At 47.8% G+C, this 17,974-nt stretch carries 10 protein-coding genes; 8 read left to right on the top strand and 2 right to left on the bottom strand.

The genetic code is table 11. The features are described 5' to 3' along the window. Positions 1–69: 69 nt before the first annotated feature. The 8 genes from ACTHQF_RS00710 (at position 70) to ACTHQF_RS00675 (ending at position 14,401) form a co-directional block, all read left to right on the top strand. Positions 70–1,314 (top strand): FecR family protein, encoded by a 1,245-nt coding sequence (locus tag ACTHQF_RS00710; protein ID WP_440427831.1) that lies wholly within the window; start codon positions 70–72, stop codon positions 1,312–1,314. A 336-nt stretch (positions 1,315–1,650) separates the two neighbouring features. Next, on the top strand, positions 1,651–4,980 hold the full coding sequence (locus ACTHQF_RS00705; RefSeq protein ID WP_440427829.1) for a TonB-dependent receptor: 3,330 nt from the start codon (positions 1,651–1,653) through the stop codon (positions 4,978–4,980). 11 nt (positions 4,981–4,991) lie between these two features. Then, on the top strand, positions 4,992–6,806 hold the full coding sequence (locus tag ACTHQF_RS00700) for a RagB/SusD family nutrient uptake outer membrane protein (protein WP_440427827.1): 1,815 nt from the start codon (positions 4,992–4,994) through the stop codon (positions 6,804–6,806). 42 nt (positions 6,807–6,848) lie between these two features. Next, positions 6,849–9,236: a glutaminase domain-containing protein gene (locus tag ACTHQF_RS00695; RefSeq protein ID WP_440427825.1), complete on the top strand. Its 2,388-nt coding sequence runs from the start codon at positions 6,849–6,851 to the stop codon at positions 9,234–9,236. Between the two features lie 60 nt (positions 9,237–9,296). After that, positions 9,297–9,632: a hypothetical protein gene (locus ACTHQF_RS00690; RefSeq protein WP_440427824.1), complete on the top strand. Its 336-nt coding sequence runs from the start codon at positions 9,297–9,299 to the stop codon at positions 9,630–9,632. 132 nt (positions 9,633–9,764) lie between these two features. Beyond that, positions 9,765–11,648, top strand: a complete 1,884-nt coding sequence (locus ACTHQF_RS00685) for a TonB-dependent receptor plug domain-containing protein (RefSeq protein ID WP_440427822.1) — start codon at positions 9,765–9,767, stop codon at positions 11,646–11,648. A gap of 171 nt (positions 11,649–11,819) precedes the next feature. Further along, positions 11,820–12,152, top strand: coding sequence for a single-stranded DNA-binding protein (locus ACTHQF_RS00680; protein WP_440427820.1), 333 nt, complete (start codon positions 11,820–11,822; stop codon positions 12,150–12,152). 101 nt (positions 12,153–12,253) lie between these two features. Then, positions 12,254–14,401 (top strand): S9 family peptidase, encoded by a 2,148-nt coding sequence (locus ACTHQF_RS00675; protein WP_440427818.1) that lies wholly within the window; start codon positions 12,254–12,256, stop codon positions 14,399–14,401. A 127-nt stretch (positions 14,402–14,528) separates the two neighbouring features. Here ACTHQF_RS00675 and ACTHQF_RS00670 read toward each other — a convergent pair whose 3' ends face one another. Both ACTHQF_RS00670 and ACTHQF_RS00665 read right to left on the bottom strand, forming a co-directional pair. Next, on the bottom strand, positions 14,529–16,589 hold the full coding sequence (locus ACTHQF_RS00670) for a TonB-dependent receptor (protein WP_440427816.1): 2,061 nt from the start codon (positions 16,587–16,589) through the stop codon (positions 14,529–14,531). Further along, complete coding sequence (locus ACTHQF_RS00665; protein ID WP_440427814.1) at positions 16,589–17,902, bottom strand: PQQ-dependent sugar dehydrogenase; 1,314 nt, start codon at positions 17,900–17,902, stop codon at positions 16,589–16,591. Before ACTHQF_RS00665 ends, ACTHQF_RS00670 begins: the two co-directional genes overlap by 1 nt. Positions 17,903–17,974: the final 72 nt, after the last annotated feature.

Raw genomic sequence — 17,974 nt, 5'->3', positions numbered from 1 at the left:
GCTTACAGCATTACCCCGATCTATTGTTTGCTGCGTCAGTAACAGTAAATAACCAAATATTTACAGGTAATGTCATCGGAATACAAACTCAGACAACTATTCGAGCGGTATGTTCATGCCGAACTCAGCGCGCCTGAATTGCATGAATTCATGTCGCTGGTGGATCAGGATGAACTTAAACCGGTGCTGAACCAGCTGATGGATGATTACCTGAAATCTAATACTTACAGCGCCAGTCTCAACGGTCAGCAAAAGGACCGGATCCTGACCAATATCTTCAATTCAGACAGGCTTCTGGAAACGGAAAAGCCGAAAGTAGCGCATGCTGTAAAGTTGTATCCCGCGCGTGGTTACTGGAAAGCCATGCTTGCCGCAGCCATGGTGATCATTATGCTGGCCATCTCCACATTTTTCATCTACCATACCAAGCAGTCCCAGCGCTTCAAGCCCTATTATGGTGCCTTGAAGCCGGGGACGAATAAAGCCTACCTCACCTTAGTCGATGGAACCAAGGTTCCACTCGATGATCATTCCAATGAAATTATTGCTGCCCAGGCTGATCTTAAGATCAGAAGAACCGCCGATGGTCAGTTGATATATGAACGGAATAGCTCTCCCGCTGGAAAGCAGCATTCTGGAACTGCCACTGCCTACAATACAATATCTACACCCGCAGGCGGGCAGTACCGGGTGCTGTTGCCAGACGGTACGCGAGTTTGGCTGAATGCAGCCTCCTCCTTGAAATACCCCATCACCCTTGCCGGGCTGAAGCAACGCAAGGTAGAGTTGCAAGGCGAAGCTTACTTTGAAGTCGCAAAGCTCCAACACACGAACATGCACATTCCCTTTATCGTGCGCAGTAAAGGGCAGGAGGTGGAAGTGCTGGGTACGCACTTCAATGTGAGAAGTTACGCAGATGAAGCACAGGTTGCAACCACCTTGCTTGAAGGTGCTGTTGTTGTACGCCGTCCGGAGGCCTTTGAAAAGTTACTCAAACCCGGCGAGCAGGCACTCACTGGCACCGGCGTAAGGGTTTCTGCGGTAGATACCAGTACTGCCGTGGCCTGGAAGAACGGGCTGTTCAAGTTCGAAACTGCGGATATCTATTCGGTGATGCAGCAATTCTCCCGCTGGTACGATATCGATGTGGCGTATGAAGGGGCAGCGCCCAAGAACCGGTTCACTGGTGAGATCTATCGCGATATGGACGCTAATGATGCCTTGAAGCTCTTAAAGCTCGCACACATCAAGTTCCGTGTAGAAGCACCGGGAAGCGGCAAAGGCAGAAAGAAAGTTATTATCTCCAACAAATAAAACAACCAAATACTAACCAAATAAACCGTATGAACATGAGAACACAGACACGATATCACCCCTGACCACATCGGGTGCTTAGAAAAAGAAGCCTGACAATGCTTGGACCCATTGCCAGGCTAAAGATCTGAGTAAACCCATTCCGATAGCGGAACATTATAATCTGACAATTATCGTTTACCCAAACCCATTCAAAAGTATGAAACCATCTCGAGCTTTCCATAAACGGAAAGGTCAAGATCGCTTCATCTCCGAAACAAACTGAAAAAGATGAAAATAAATGCTTTTCATATGGTCATGCCCTACATCAGGCTTGGCCGAAAAACCCTATTGATTATGAAATTAACCACTTTTATCCTCATGATCACGCTGGTGCATGCAAGCGCAGCTGTAGTGGGCCAAAAGATTAATATCAAGCAAAACAATAAACCGCTAGCACAAGCGCTGTCGTCCATAAAAAAGCAGACGGGTTTTGTGTTCCTGAGCAATGATTTCAATCCTGCCACGGAAAACGTAAGTGTAAATGTTCAAAACGCATCACTTGAAGAGGCATTAAGTTCCTGCCTAAATGGAAACTCCATTTCTTACAACATTGTTGGTAAAACGATTTTTCTCTCTAAAAAGCAGGGTTTTTCAAGTGTGAAGCCTGTGCAGATCGTTATTCGAGGGGTGGTCCGTGACGACAAAGGACAACCGATCCCCGGCGCAGGTGTAAAGCTGAAAGGAAGTCTTACAGCCGTAGCAACGGACGTCAATGGTAGCTTTAGTATTGCTGTGCCTGATGAGAATGCCGTACTGGTGTTTACTTACGTCGGCTTTGATGCTAAAGAAATCACCGTAGGTTCGCAGAAGACCTTTGAAGTTACGCTTGTTCCAAACGCCAATGAGCTTGAAGAAGTTGCGGTGGTGGGTTTTGGTACCCAGCGCAAGGTTTCCCTGATCGGGGCACAGTCGACGGTCTCTCCTGCTGAACTGAAGCAGCCCGTGGCCAGTGTGACGCAGTCCCTTGCAGGCCGGATCGCCGGTGTTGTGGGCGTGCAGCGTAGCGGTGAGCCTGGACGTAGCACTGCCGACATCTGGATCCGCGGTATTGCCACCTTCGGTGGTAACTCCAGTTCACCACTGATCCTGGTAGATGGGGTAGAACGTTCTATTTCCGACATTGACCCGGAAGACATCGAGTCCTTCACCGTACTTAAAGACGCCTCTGGAACTGCCGTGTATGGTGTACGTGGCGCAAACGGGGTGGTGATCGTTCGTACCAAAGTAGGTAAGGTCGGTAAGCCAAGCATCCTGTTCGACTATAACGAAGGGATAAGCACCTTTACCAGAAGACCCGAAATGGCAGACGGAATTACCTATATGAACCTGGCCAATGAAGCGACCGTGGGTCGTGGACAGGCTGCAAAATACGAAGAAGATTATATCCAGAAAACGGCTTCCGGTGTAGATCCACTGCTTTATCCAAACGTGAACTGGATGGATGAATTGTTCAAAGATTATAGCCGTAACAGACGTGCAAACCTGAATGCCAGCGGGGGTGTAGACAACGCACAGTATTATGTTTCCCTGGCCTATTACAATGAAACAGGTTTTTTGAAGACCGATGACCTCTCCCAGTACAACTCCTCGCTCGACTTCAAACGCTACAACTTCACCAGTAACCTGAACCTGAAGCTTACGCCAACTACGAAGCTCGACCTTGGACTGCAGGGTTATGCATCCACCGGCAACTATCCCGGCGAAAATACCCAGGACATCTTCCGCTCTGCACTGGATGTATCTTCCGTGGAATATCCGGTGATGTATCCCGGGAACTTTATTCCTGGAAAATCATCAAACGGTGGATTCCGAAACCCTTATGCGGATCTTACCCGCAGGGGCTACCGCACGGAATTCAGGAACCAGCTGTACAGCAACCTGCGACTGACGCAAGACCTGGGCATGCTGACCGAAGGTCTGACGGCAACGGCAATGGTCGCTTTTGACTCTTACAACTGGAACAACATCAGACGCTCCAAAAGGGAAAGCACCTACTTCCCGGAGAATGTGGAAGGCACCAATTCGCCATATCTGCCAGATGGAACACTGAACCTCCGCCAGACCTATACCAGTTCAGGAAACTACCTGAGCTTTAATCCAGACCGCGGTGGTAACCGTAAATTCTACACGGAAGCTGCGGTGAACTATGACCGTGCTTTTGGTAAACACCGTGTTGGTGCCTTAATGCTCGGCTATACCGAAGACGGCTCTAACCCTTTTGCAGGTGATTTTACCAGCTCTATCCCGGAACGTATGGTTGGTATCGCCACTAGGGCAACGTATTCCTATGACGACCGATACTTCGCTGAAATCAACTACGGTTATAACGGATCAGAGCTCTTCGCGCCGGAAAACAGGTATGGTTCGTTCCCGGCCTTCGGCCTGGGCTGGATCCCTTCCAACGAGAAGTTCTTCGAGCCTTTGAAAAAGGCAATCTCCTTCCTGAAGTTCCGCTACTCTGACGGGGTAACCGGCATCGGCAAGATCAACGGGCGCCGCTTCGCTTACCTGACCCTGGTGGCAGATAACGCACGCGGCTACCAACTCGGTAAAAACTTCAACAATACCGGTGGTATCAATGTTACCGACTATGGCGTAGCCATCAAATGGGCAGAAGCAAGAAAGCAGGATTTTGGTATGGAAATCCGTACCTTAAACGATAACCTGTACCTGATCGTAGACGTATTCAAAGAACACCGCACCGGGATCTTCCTGCAACGTCAATCTATCCCCGCTTATATCGGCCTGACCAATTCACCATATGGAAACCTGGGAGAGGTCGATAACCGTGGTTTTGATGCAACCCTAGAATACAACTTCCGCGTTGGACAGGTAGACATCGGCTTGAGAGGAAACTTCACCTACACCAAGGATAAATTGCTCAATGACGACCGTCCGAACCAGCCATATCCCTGGATGTCACACATCGGCAATAACATCCTCGCACGTTACGGCTATGTTGCGGAGAAGTTGTTTGACTCTCAGGCGGAAATAGATGCCAGTGCAACACCAGGATCAAAGCAGCTGGTTAGACCTGGAGACATCAAGTACGCCGATCTTAACGGCGATGGACTGATCAACGATTACGACAAAACCCGTATCGGCAGGGGAGATGTTCCAAACAAAGTTTTCGGCTTTGGCTTGAGTGCTTCCTACAAAGGTTTTGCACTAAGTGCATTGATGCAGGGCGTATCAGGAGCCGACATCATGCTCGGTGGTTCCGGTATTTTCCCATTCAATGGAGGTGGGGGACTCTCGAACGCTTACAGCAATGTAACGGACAGATGGACACCGGAAGCTCCAAGACAAGAAGCGTTCTATCCTCGTCTGGCCTATGGTGAAGATCAGAACTTCAACAACACTCAGGAAAGCTCCTGGTGGGTAAAAGACGTTAGTTTCCTTCGCTTAAAGAGTGCACAGTTAAGTTACAACCTGCCGAAGAACTTCTCCTCAAAATTGCGACTGAAGAATGCCGCAGTATACCTGATCGGTACAAACCTGCTAACCTTCAGTGACTTCAAACTCTGGGATCCTGAGCTAAACACAAACATTGATGGCAGAGCCAACGGATCAAAGTATCCACTTACAGCCACCTTGTCTTTAGGTCTTAACGTTAAATTCTAATCGCTACGAACATGAAAAAATATATCGCAATACTGGTAATCGCTCTCCTGACCAGTGCAACTTCCTGCAAAAAAGGCTTTTTGGATCAGGTGCCGAATGATCGCCTGACCTTAGAGGAAACCTTTGAAAACCGCGCAACCGCAGAGAAATTCCTAAACAACATCTATTCACAAATACCAGATGAGTTCGGACAGCGCAATCCGGGTGGCGACCGCAATGGCGGACTCTGGACCGGCGCTTCCGATGAAGCAGAATTCGTATGGGGCTTCGTGCAAACCAACAGCATGAACATCGGCAACTGGGACGCCAACTCCGGTTTTGTGGGCGACTTCTGGCGCAACTACTACCGTGGTATCCGCTCCGCAAGTTTCTTCATCGCCAACATTGACAAAGTTAACCAGGACATCTCTCCACAGCTTAAAGTGCAATACAAGGCAGAAGCAAAAGCGCTGCGCGCCATGTATTATTATTACCTGATCCGCCTGTACGGACCAGTTGTGATCCTGGGTGAAGACGTAATTGAACCAGATGCACCGGCAGAACAGGTCCGCATTGCCAGGAGCAGCATGGATGAGTGCGTAAGCTATATTGCTACTGAACTTGAGCAGGCCGCTGCAGACTTACCTGTCGTGCCGAGCAATGACAACAACTACGGCCGCATCACCAAAGGCATTGCACTGGCTTTCCGTGCACAGGCCTACCTGCTTGCTGCAAGTCCGCTTTACAATGGCAACACTGACCTGGCTTCGCTGGTAAATAAGGATGGTAAACAACTCGTTTCGCAGACTTACGATGTCAACAAGTGGCGTGTAGCTGCCGATGCCTACAAGGCATTTATTACCCAGTTTGTTCCGGGAACATACGACCTGTACCGGGTAAACAACGCCAGCGGTGCTTTTGACCCATACTTATCCTGCCGCAATGTATTTCTCGAAGCCTGGAACAAGGAGGTGATCTTCGCCCGCCCGGAATCATCGTTATCCTCACGCCAGTATGAAATGACACCATACCACAGCGGTAAAAACTCCGAATCCCGCGGCTCAGGCGGCTTGGCTGCAACACAAAACCAGGTGGATGCTTTCTTCACCGCCAATGGCCGCAGCATCGATGATCCGGCTTCCGGCTATCAGCCTACGGGTTTCAGCGACTTCAAAGCTCCGGGTACAGATGTCGTGACCAGCACGTACAACCAATGGGTGAACCGAGAACCCCGCTTTTATGTAAACATCACCTACAATGGAAGTGTGTGGCTTAACACCAATAACGGTACCATCATCACCGAGTTCTTTAACAACGGCAACTCAGGTAAAGCGACCGGTGGTAACGATTATACCGTAACCGGTTATGTAGTCAGAAAGGCAATGGGCCTCGGCAAATGGGATGAGAACAACCGGCCGGTTATCCTGATCCGCCTGGCAAACATCTTCCTGGATTATGCCGAAGCGTTAAATGAAGCTGAACCTGGAAATGCGGAGGTGCTCCGTTACCTGAACCTGATCCGTGAGCGCGCAGGTGTTCCACAATACGGCTCGGCCGAACTTCCGGCACCTGCTGGTGTAGATGCCATGCGTGAAGCCATCCGTAAAGAACGCCGCGCTGAACTTGCCTTTGAAAATGTTAGATTCTTCGATACCCGAAGATGGAAAATTGCCGAGCAAACCGATAATGGGCCAATCTATGGGCTCGATATCAGTAAGAACATGCCCGAATTCCTGAATGTGGTACCATTTGAAAGCAGGGTATTTACCAAAAGACATTACCTGTTCCCGATCCCATCAAACGACGTGAATGCGGACGATCTGATGGTGCAAAATCCGGGTTGGTAACTTCCTTTAAATCCGTAATTTAGCTGAAACCAATATATAATCATGAAAAAAACCGCCCTACTACTACTCTGCTGCTTCCTGTTTTTCAAAACGCAGGCACAGCATGAAGCCCCCGCTTACCCGCTACTCACCAACAACACGTACTTCAGTGTATGGTCTTTCACCGATAAACTCAATGGCTCGCCCACCCGGCACTGGAGCGGTAAAACCCATTCATTGCAGGGCACCATCAGCGTTGACGGGAAACTTTATCGCTTCATGGGGCAGGAGGTTAAACCTTATCTGCCGCTCGTATCCAGCCTGGAAGGTGAGGTGCCGAAATTCCGCTACACCCTAACGGCACCTGCCGGAAACTGGATGGATGCCACATACGATGACTCCAGTTGGAAAGAAGATGCCGCACCCTTCGGTGATGACCAAAGCTTCGCCAAAACGGAGTGGAGAAGTGATGAGATCTTCCTCCGCAAAGTGTTCGATGTGCTTGCAGTGCCATCAAAGAAGGTGTACCTGAAGATCAACCATGATGATAACATCGTGGTATTCCTGAATGGAAAAGAGATCATGCGCAAGGAAGGCTGGGTACATGAGTATGTTTATGTACCAATCCCCGAAGGCGTCCTTAAAAATGGAAAAAACCAACTGGCCATCCATGTGAAGAACACTGCTGGGGGCCGCCACATTGATGCTGACCTGGTAACCGAACCTGTACAGGATGAAAGTATCGCGCTTGCGGAGCAAACCAATGTACAGGTGGAAGCAACCCGCACCATCTACGACTTCCGCGCCGGCAATGTAAATCTGAACGTCACCTTCCTTTCTCCATTGTTGCTGAATGATGTGGAACTCACCGAAAGACCGATCAGCTACATCAACTATACCGTGAAAGCGAATGATGGTAAAACGCACCAGGTAAGGATCAATTTTACGGCATCGTCTGACCTGGCGGTAAACACCCCGGGACAAACCGTAAAAGCATGGACGCAGCAGGAAAAAGGACTTTCCTTCCTGAAAGCTGGTACTGTGGAGCAGCCGGTATTGCAAAAGAAAGGTGACGACATCCGCATTGACTGGGGTTATGTTTATGTTGCCGTCCCGCAGGACTATAAAGCAACACAGCTACTGATCAAATCCGGGCCTTCCTTAAACTTGAGCACCGAATTTGAGTTCGCAAGTGTAAATAATACCGCACAAAGCAAATACGTGATGGTAGGTTATGATGACTCAGACCCGATCCAATATTTTAAACAAAACCTCAAGCCACTCTGGAAAACCAGTGACAAAGTGACCTTTGTAGATCAGCTAGCCTTAGCCGCCGCTCAATTTCCAGACATCATGAAGCGCAGTATTGCTTTTGACAAGGACCTTGAAGCAAAAACGCTGAAGGCCGGGGGTATGGAATATGCCGAACTTTGTAAGCTCGCTTATCGTCAAAGCGTAGCCGCGCACAAGATTGTGAGATCCCCAGACGGCGAATTACTGTTCATGTCTAAGGAGAACTTCAGTAATGGCTCCATCAACACCGTAGACATTACCTATCCATCTGCACCACAATACCTGGTTTATAATCCGGAATTGTTAAAAGGTATGATGAACGGTATCTTCTACTATAGCGAAAGCGGTAGATGGAAAAAGCCCTTTCCGGCACACGATCTTGGTACCTATCCACTAGCAAATGGTCAAACCTATGGCGAAGATATGCCTGTTGAAGAAGCAGGGAACATGCTGATCCTTACTGCTGCTGTAGTCAAAGCGGATGGAGACATTGCTTACGCCAAAAAACATTGGGAAACTTTAACGACCTGGGGTAATTACCTTCTTAATGAAGGGTTTGACCCGGCAGAGCAATTGTGTACCGACGACTTCGCCGGCCACCTTGCGCACAATACCAACCTTTCGGTAAAAGCCATTGTAGCACTTGGTGCCTACGCGCAGATGGCAGAAAAGCTGGGCATGAAAGATGTTTCTGCAAAGTACAGGGCAGCAGCGCTTGAAATGGCCGACAAATGGGAGAAACTCGCAAATAGCGGCGATCACTACGCTTTGGTGTTTGATAACAAAAATACCTGGAGCCAGAAATATAATATGGTCTGGGACAAACTGCTGAAGCTTAATCTATTTCCAAAACACGTATACACTAAGGAAATCGCTTACTACCTGACCAAACAGAACACTTACGGATTGCCTTTAGACAGCCGTAAAGGCTATACCAAGTCAGACTGGATCCTTTGGACAGCAACCCTGACAGATAACCGTGCCGACTTCCTGAAGTTTGTTAAACCGGTTTACAAGTATGCCACAGAAACGCCTAGCCGTGTGCCTTTGAGCGACTGGCATGAAACAATAGACGGTAAACAAGTAGGCTTCCAGGCCAGAAGTGTGGTTGGTGGATACTTCATCAAGTTACTTGCTGACCAGTGGAGCAATAAATAATGTGTATATATCTTTTATTAGGACTACTTTTGTGCCTTAATAAAAGAATATAAAAGAACTATGTCTGCAAATAATACCAAGCCTGTTTACCCGGATTTTACAACCTTCTACGAAGAAGCGGTAAAGCCATTTAAAACAGCCAATCATGCTGCTATCCGGTTGGATAACAAACTTAAAGGCAATTCCAAAAGCTTCTTTGCATACTTCATGTATCAGGATAAAAAATGGAAAGTAGCTTCAGATACGAATATTAGTAAGCTGGATATGGCCTATGAGGCAATTAAAAATGGAACTGATCCATTTGTGATCAAGCCAACCAGGGATCATAAAGGAGAGACGCTGAACATTAAGGGACAGCCAATCCGCGATACCAGATTCTACGTGTATTCCGCCTAGATCGCTAGAATTTAGAATCATAAAAAAGGATCTGCCAGCCGAAAGCACTGACTTTCAGCGGGTAGGTCCTTTTCTTTTTCATGGTGCACATCTGCCAAAAGCAACTATATTTGCCGCCTCAATCGCAAATTGATGTACTTAAAGAAATTCTCCTTTGCCGCATTTCTGCTAACTGGCAGCGCCATGTTGGCCAATGCGCAGCACGCTCTAAAAGATAGCGTGAATCACTTGAATGAAGTTGTAGTCAATGAAAACCGGCTTAAACTTCCATTCTCCAGTCAAAACCGGAACATCTGGATCATTGACAAAGAAAAGATTAAAAGCCTGCCGGTACGATCCGTTGCGGAGCTGCTGAGCTTTGTTTCCGGTGTAGATGTACGCCAACGTGGACCAGCAGGCACTCAGGCCGACATCAGCATGGATGGCGGAACCTTCGATCAGACCTTGGTCCTGTTAAATGGGGTTAAAGTCTCCGACCCACAAACGGGACACAACATGATGAACCTGCCGATCAATATGGACGATATTGAACATATTGAAGTATTACGAGGCTCGGCATCCCGTATCTATGGTCTTAACGCCATCACAGGGGCCATCAACATCATCACTCGCACACCTGAAAAAACTGGTGCAGCACTGAATGTTTTTACCGGAAGTAGTTTCAAGAAGGATGTTTCAAATGGAGAAACCTTCGCTAATTATGGCGTAAAACTGAGTGGCGATCTTGTACTGGACAAATCCAGTCACCTGTTTTCTCTAAGTCAGGAAGCCAGCAATGGTTATCGCTACAACACCGCTTTTAACAACCAGAAGTTGTACTATCAGGGGCGTTTGAACCTTTCAGCGGCAGACCAGCTGGACCTGAATGCCGGGTACATCCACAACAACTTCGGCGCAAATGCTTTCTATTCTGCACCTGGAGATCTGGAAGCGGAAGAAACGGTGAAAACCGCACTGGCTTCTGTAGCCTACACCCGCAACATCAATCCCAACTGGACCTTTGCACCAAGGGTAAGCTATCGCTATAATATCGATGATTACTTATACATCAAACAAACGCCTGACCGGTTTCATAATCACCATGAAACCGGCGTACTGGATGTTGAATTAAACAATACCATAGAAACCGGCATTGGTACCTTCGGTTTAGGGCTGGAGCTTCGAACAGAAAACATCAACAGTACGAATCTGGGTAAACGTGACCGCACCAATAGCGGCGCATTTGCAGAGTACAAGTTTGAGCCATTGGCTGGGCTGTTAATCAACGCTGGTACTTATGTGAACTATAACTCCGACTATGGCTGGCAAGCATTCCCCGGCATAGACGCTGGTTACAATTTCTACGGCAACTGGAAGGTGTTTATGAACCTGGGCACGGGACAGCGCCTGCCAACCTACACGGATCTCTACTACAAAGGGCCTACAAACATCGGTAATGCGGACCTCGTTTCCGAGAAGTCGAAATATGTGGAGGGTGGTATTAAGTATCAGGATGCCAAATTCACCTTCAATGCCAGCTATTTCAACCGGAAGATCAGCAACTTCATCGACTGGGTAAAAGCCGTTCAAACCGATCCATGGCAGCCCCGTAACTTTAGTGATGTAACCACTAAAGGTTTCACCCTCAGCGGCGATTACCTGATGAACTTCAGTGCAAATGCCAGCTTCAACAGCTTGCGACTTGGTGCATCTTACACCAACCTCGATCCGAGTTTCAAAACCACCATTGCGGATGCCGTATTCTCAAGATATGCACTGGAAAGCCTGAGAAATCAGCTTAGCTTGACGGCAAATGCCCAAGCCTTCAACCTGCTTTCCCTGACCCTGACTTCCAGGTTCAATGAAAGAATTAATTACAAGAGCTACCAGGTGCTGGATGCACGACTTGCAGCGAATTTGAAGCGATACCAGATCTACCTCGATGGCGCAAACTTGCTGGATGTTCAGTACATCGAATCTGGCGCTGTGCCGATGCCAGGTACCTGGCTTACCCTGGGTTTCAAAGCTAAAATTTAAGACCTGCCACGCTAGAGCGTTCTACTAAGACCCTTTTATTACTAAATAGCCGTTGTTAGACGGCTATTTACGTATGTATCCGTTTATTTTACGACTAAACCTTGATGCGCTGTTCAACTTTGTTCTGGCGATTGGAAATGATCGCGATCCTTTAACTTAGAACTTCAAATCATGGACTACTCAAAAAACAGCGTACGCTTAGCAGGTTTCACAGGCACAGATCCGGTAATCGTAGATTATCCTGGCAGCAAAAGAATGGGACGGATCAGTCTAGCCGTAAATGAATCTTACAAAAACACCAGCGGAGATTTCGTAAACAAAACACAATGGTTCAACCTGGTGTTCTGGAACAGGAAAGTTGAACTTATTGAGGGCAGTATCACAAAAGGTACAGCGATTTGTATAGAAGGCAAATTAAATAACCAAACTTACACGGATAAAAAAGGAGAACAGCGCTTCAGTACCGAAATTATTGTCAATGCCATAGAGGTTATCTCAAAATGAACCGGGTGCCAATGTTGAAATTTGTCACCTAAATGCTTCATTTCTAATAGTTTTTTGGTATTGTAAATCAGTAACTTAGGTATGGACCTAATTCTTCTTCGATGAAAAAGAAACTTGTAGGCTTTTTGCTGCTTATTGCAACAGCGGCCTGTAACAGCACTGAAAAAGACATGAATAATTACAAATGGTCGGAGGCGGCTCCACCTGTAGCAGAAATGAAACCGATGCCGAGAGCGCTACACGGCGACACCGTATTCGATAACTATTACTGGATGATCGATTACTTTAAAAAAGGACCAGACAGCAATAAGGTGGTCGAATACCTTACGGCGGAAAATAAGTATCTGGACACCATGATGCGTGGTACAAAGGATCTTCAGGAATCCCTTTTTAAAGAACTTAAAGGCCGCATCAAGGAAAAGGACGAGAGTGTGCCGGCGCTAAAGAATGGGTACTACTATTATACCCGGACAGAAGAGGGCAAGCAATATTTCAAGTACTGCCGTAAAAAGGGGAGCCTGGATGCCAAAGAAGAAATATTGCTGGATATTGATGAAATGGCGAAAGGCTTAGCCTATTATTCCGCCGCTGGGTTTAGCGTAAGCCCAGATAACCGTTATCTGGCATACGGCGTTGATAAACTATCACGCCGCCAGTATACCATCTATATCAAGGATCTGCAAACCGGCGAGATCCTGAAAGATGCCATCCCAAATACGGAAGCTGACCCAACCTGGGCAGCGGACAATAAAACACTTTTCTACACCTCTAAAAACATAGAAACCCTACTAAGCGAAAAGGTGAAAAAACATAAGCTTGGAGCGGAAGCGAGCCAGGATGAAGTCGTGTATCATGAAAAGGATCCAAGTAACTACATTGGAGTTTATAAATCAAAGTCCAACCAAAAGATCTTCATTTATTCTGGCGCAACGATGTCCTCGGAAATCCGGTACATTGATGCCGCCACACCGGATCAAAGCTTTAAGCTTTTCCAACCCCGCATCAAAGATGTGCTCTATGATGTGATCGCCCTGGACGATAAGTTCTTGATACGAACTAATCTGGATGCTAAGAATTTCCGTTTAATGGAATGTGCGATGGATAATACCGGTCGCGAACACTGGAAAGAAGTCATACCGCATCGAAAAGATGTTTTGTTGCAATACGTGGATGAATTTAAAGACTTTATCGTGCTTTCCGAGCGTAAGAACGGCTTGGTACAGCTGCGCATCCAGCGGCGTGACGGCAACGAGCACGATGTAGAGTTTAAGGAGCCTGCCTACCTGCTGGAGAGTGCCGAAAACCCGGAATATGATTCCAAGACACTGCGTTTTATCTATACTTCTTTAACGACGCCTGTTTCTACGTACGACTATAACATGGAGACGAAAGCACGCAAACTGATGAAGCGGCAGGAGATCGTTGGTGGTTATGAACCAAAAGAATACACAACCGAGCGCATCTTTGCCACCGCGAAAGATGGTACCAAAGTGCCCATCGCATTGGTCTACAAAAACAGCACCAAACGCGACGGCAGGGCACCATTGCTGCTTTATGGTTATGGCTCGTATGGTGCCAACATGGACGCCGCTTTCTCCAGAAATGTGCTCAGCCTGCTTAACCGCGGCTTCATCTATGCCATTGCCAACATCCGCGGTGGGCAGGAACTCGGCCGCCAGTGGTATGAAGACGGCAAGCTGATGAAAAAACAGAACACCTTTACCGACTTCATCAGCTGCGGGGAGTATCTGATTGATCAGAAGTATACTTCCAAGGGGCATCTGTATGCCATGGGTGGCAGCGCAGGAGGACTCCTGATGGGGGCCGTCGTTAACATGGCACCCGACCTCTGGAAAGGGATCATTGCGCAGGTACCTTTCGTAGATGTGGTGAACACCATGCTGGATGAAAGTATTCCTTTAACCACGAATGAGTTTGATGAATGGGGAAATCCTAAAAAGAAGGACGCTTATGACTACATGAAAAGCTATTCTCCCTATGAAAACATTGAACCGAAGGCTTACCCAAACATGCTGGTGACCACGGGTCTGCACGACAGTCAGGTACAATACTTTGAACCTGCAAAATGGGTGGCCAAGTTGCGGGCAACCAAAACCGATCAGAATGTCCTGTTGCTCAAGACCAATATGGACTTCGGACATGGTGGTGCTTCCGGAAGGTTTGATTACCTGAAGGATGTTGCGCTCAATTACGCTTTCCTGTTTGCGCTTGAAGGGATCAATAAATAAAGATCCAATTGCTCGCTATAAAATTAGATTGCTCCTTATAAAATAAGAAAGGCTCCTGCATCATCAGGAGCCTTTTACAAACATTGCAATAACAAGCGAAGTTCAGCCTGCTTAGCGCAGCAGCTGTTTATTTATTAAATCGGTAAGCTACGCCACCATAAAAGTTCCTGGTTGCAGCGGGATTAAAATACCTGTTCCCAGCAGCATTCAGGTCATTGCCTAAACTGTATTTCTCATTAAAGAGGTTATCTACACCTGCATAGATCTCCAGGATGGCCTTGTTAAACTTCAACGTTCTCCAGCCAATCTTGCTTTGTACCAGATGATACTTATCCGCAAAAACCGAGTTTGCATCATTCAGCGGAATGCGCGACGTAAAGTTATGCTGCAAGAAGAAGTAAAATCCTTTGGGGAACTGCATGTCTACGCTACTGACGATACTTCCCTTAGGCACACCGGTAAGCCTGTTGCCAGAGTAATCTGCTGTGCGGTCCAGGTAATCTCTAAAGCGGAATTTGCTCAGTGTATAGGCGCTGCGAAGCTGCAGACCGCGTACAAAGCGGGCTTCAGCGTAAGGCAGGAGCCATGCACTCAGCGAGGTTTCCAAACCGTACTGATTGGTACCACCAGCATTGACAAAGAACTCCGTATCATCCTCATTCAATCGTCGTACGATAGCGTTGTTCAGTCGGTAGTAAAAACCGGTCAGATCAACACTTACCCGTTGATCCCTGCTGTGCAGCGTGAAACCAGTTTCGTAGTTCCAACCCGATTCGGGTTGCAGGTCTACATTGATGACCTGGTCTGAAGCCCGGATCTCCGCAATGGTTGGCGGCGAATAGCCTTTGCTTACGGAGCCCCTCCAGGCAAAATCATCATTGATCAGGTAGGAGAGTGCCACGCGCGGCATAAATTGTACATCCAGCTTATTGGTTCGCTCCGCAACTGCTACCGGGGCAAGGCTTTCATAGTCATATTTGTACAGGTTGGCACTGGCAGAAAGTTCCAGCAGCCACTTGTCCTTGAAGTCAAAATTAGCGTGTAAGAACGCGAAGTTGGATGCTGCACGGAGTTTATCTTTCGACTGCACCGCCGCGGGCGTACCATAGTTGTTGTCGTAGTTATTGATGTCCGAAGAGGTACCCGTGCTTTCAACACCCAGGTTGAAACTGTATTTCAGATCCTGGACCTCCTGCTTGTATTCTACGAAAGTGCGCAAGCCCAATGTAGATTCAAAGCGCTGTTCATAATTGGTAATGAAAGGGTTTTTGAAATCGATGTAGGCGCCATAAACGGCCGCTACATGACGGAAACCGGGGGCAAAGTTCCATTCGTTGGATATCCCGCCGAAGAGCATTTTACTGTAGATCCCTGCTTGCTGCTCCGCCGCCGAGCGGATGGCACCTGCTGCCGGTCTGGACCCACGTGGATTGGCTTCAAACTGCGCGGCATTTAAGCCACCCGGTGTCTGATAACTCAGATCTGAATAGAAGAACAGCGACTTTAGATTTGCATTGTCTGCATAACGCAGCTTCTGCGTCAGCTGCAGGTAATTGCGCTTCATGGCACTGTGATCACGATAGCCATCGCTGCGCTGGTAACCCTGGCTGATACCCAGGTCATAGTTCTTCCAGCTATTGCTTACGGAAGCGTTCTCATGAAACATGCCGAAGGATCCGCCTTCCACACGAAGGTTAGCTGCAGGTCCTGCCGATGGTGTCTCTGGATTGATCAGCACCACACCGCCCGAGTTGGCACCATAGACACTGCTTTGCGGACCTTTAAGGATCTGCAGTTGCCCCACAGCATTTACGTCCAAAGCATTCAGGTAACTGTTGCCACCGGCATCCGTTAACGGGAACTCATCGAAGTAGAGCTTTACATTACGAATCCCAAAAGGGGAGCGCAATAAACTACCACGGATGGACAAGCGGTAACTGCCGGGAGATCGTTCTTCCATCCGTACGCCAGGTGTGGTATTTACCGCCGGAATAAGCGAGATGGAAGGCTGCCTGCCAAGAATGTGCTGATCCACAACACCAATGGAGCCTGTAGCGCGTAACAGTGGTTGGGTCGAAAAATAAGGATGGATAACAACTTCTTTTAGTGTTCTGCTGCTGTCTGGATTAATTTGGGCCGCTGCACTTAAAGAAAGCAGTAATAAAATGGAGGTCGTAAATTGCTTCATTATTTCGCTGCCACCCTCCATATTGTATTACTCACATCATCTGCCACCAGGATAGCGCCGTCCTTCATCTCAGCAATGCCCACAGGTCTGCCGTACACTTCCGCTTTTTCAAGATCCGCGATGAAGCCTGTCAGGAAATCTTCCATCGGCCCTGCTTGTTCACCGTTCTTAAATGGGATAAAGGTTACTTTATAACCCGACAATGCTGACCTGTTCCAGGAACCATGCTGTCCGATGAACATACCCCCCTGGTATTTCGCAGGGAATTTTTTGCCATTATAAAATGCCAATCCAAGCGAAGCCGTATGGGATCCCACCGCAATATCCGGCACGAGTGTAGCCTTCACCAGATCTGGTCTTTTGCCAGCCATCCGCGGATCTTCATGTTGCCCGAAGTAGGCATATGGCCAGCCATAAAAGCCGCCTTTTTTCACGCTGGTCACATAATCCGGAACCAGATCATCACCCAGCTTGTCGCGCTCATTTACAGCAGTCCACAGCTTTTTCGTTCCTGGTGCCCAGGCCATACCTACAGGGTTTCTTAAGCCTGCTGCATAGATGATCTCTCCGGAACCATCGGGATTGATCTCTAATATATTGGCTCTTTTCACTTCATGTTCCATCCCGTTTTCACCAACATTACTGCCGGATCCAACACTGACATAGATCTTCGAATTGTCTTCGTTTGCAATCAGGTTCCGTGTCCAGTGATTGTTATAGCTACCCGCAGGCAGGTCAACGATCTTCTTACCTTTGCCAGTGATCTTGGTGGCCCCCGTTTTATAAGGATAGGTAACCACACCGTCTGTATTGGCTACATATAGGGTGTTGCCAATAACCAACACGCCATACGGCTGATTCAGGCCGGATAAGAACAAGCTTTGTAAATCCGGTTTTCCATCCTTGTTGCTATCGCGGTACAGGATGATGGCGTTTGCACTTTCACCGCCTTGTTCTGATTTTGCTTTACCCGATATCACATTGGCGATCTGCTCCTTGGTAGAGCGCTCGGAATTGGATAGTACGGCAAGTACGTCTCCATTGGGAAGCACATAGAGGTTACGTGGACTCTTAATGTTGCCCGCGAATTTAGTTACGGTGAAACCTGCCGGTGCCACCGGGGTCTTACCTTCCGGCCATCCGATAACTTTGCTGAAGCGGTTTTTAGAGGCTTCCGGGTTCGGTGCAGGAAGGTTTAAGGTCTGATTGGATTTGGTTTTAATCTGGTCTGTCTGCGCGACAGCGATGTTGCTGCCCGATATCGCTACCAGTCCAAGAGGTAGTAGGGCTAAGGCCTTGGAGATATTTTTCATTTATGTTCGTTTCAAATAAAACAAGCTCTAAATCCAGATGTTTTCGAGCCCGGCAAAACAGCGCATTTAGAT

Origin of the sequence: Pedobacter sp. SAFR-022 (assembly GCF_051965375.1) — a bacterium.
Taxonomy (GTDB): domain Bacteria; phylum Bacteroidota; class Bacteroidia; order Sphingobacteriales; family Sphingobacteriaceae; genus Pedobacter.
The sequence above is the reverse complement of the archived record's forward strand: the minus strand, read 5'-3'. Positions and strand labels throughout refer to the sequence as shown.

Bases quoted from the DNA above. Each gene is read 5' to 3' on its own strand.
- ACTHQF_RS00710 (WP_440427831.1), top strand. From the start codon at position 70: ATGTCATCGGAATACAAACTCAGACAACTATTCGAGCGGTATGTTCAT.
- ACTHQF_RS00705 (WP_440427829.1), top strand. From the start codon at position 1,651: ATGAAATTAACCACTTTTATCCTCATGATCACGCTGGTGCATGCAAGC.
- ACTHQF_RS00700 (WP_440427827.1), top strand. From the start codon at position 4,992: ATGAAAAAATATATCGCAATACTGGTAATCGCTCTCCTGACCAGTGCA.
- ACTHQF_RS00695 (WP_440427825.1), top strand. From the start codon at position 6,849: ATGAAAAAAACCGCCCTACTACTACTCTGCTGCTTCCTGTTTTTCAAA.
- ACTHQF_RS00690 (WP_440427824.1), top strand. From the start codon at position 9,297: ATGTCTGCAAATAATACCAAGCCTGTTTACCCGGATTTTACAACCTTC.
- ACTHQF_RS00685 (WP_440427822.1), top strand. From the start codon at position 9,765: ATGTACTTAAAGAAATTCTCCTTTGCCGCATTTCTGCTAACTGGCAGC.
- ACTHQF_RS00680 (WP_440427820.1), top strand. From the start codon at position 11,820: ATGGACTACTCAAAAAACAGCGTACGCTTAGCAGGTTTCACAGGCACA.
- ACTHQF_RS00675 (WP_440427818.1), top strand. From the start codon at position 12,254: ATGAAAAAGAAACTTGTAGGCTTTTTGCTGCTTATTGCAACAGCGGCC.
- ACTHQF_RS00670 (WP_440427816.1), bottom strand. From the start codon at position 16,589: ATGAAGCAATTTACGACCTCCATTTTATTACTGCTTTCTTTAAGTGCA.
- ACTHQF_RS00665 (WP_440427814.1), bottom strand. From the start codon at position 17,902: ATGAAAAATATCTCCAAGGCCTTAGCCCTACTACCTCTTGGACTGGTA.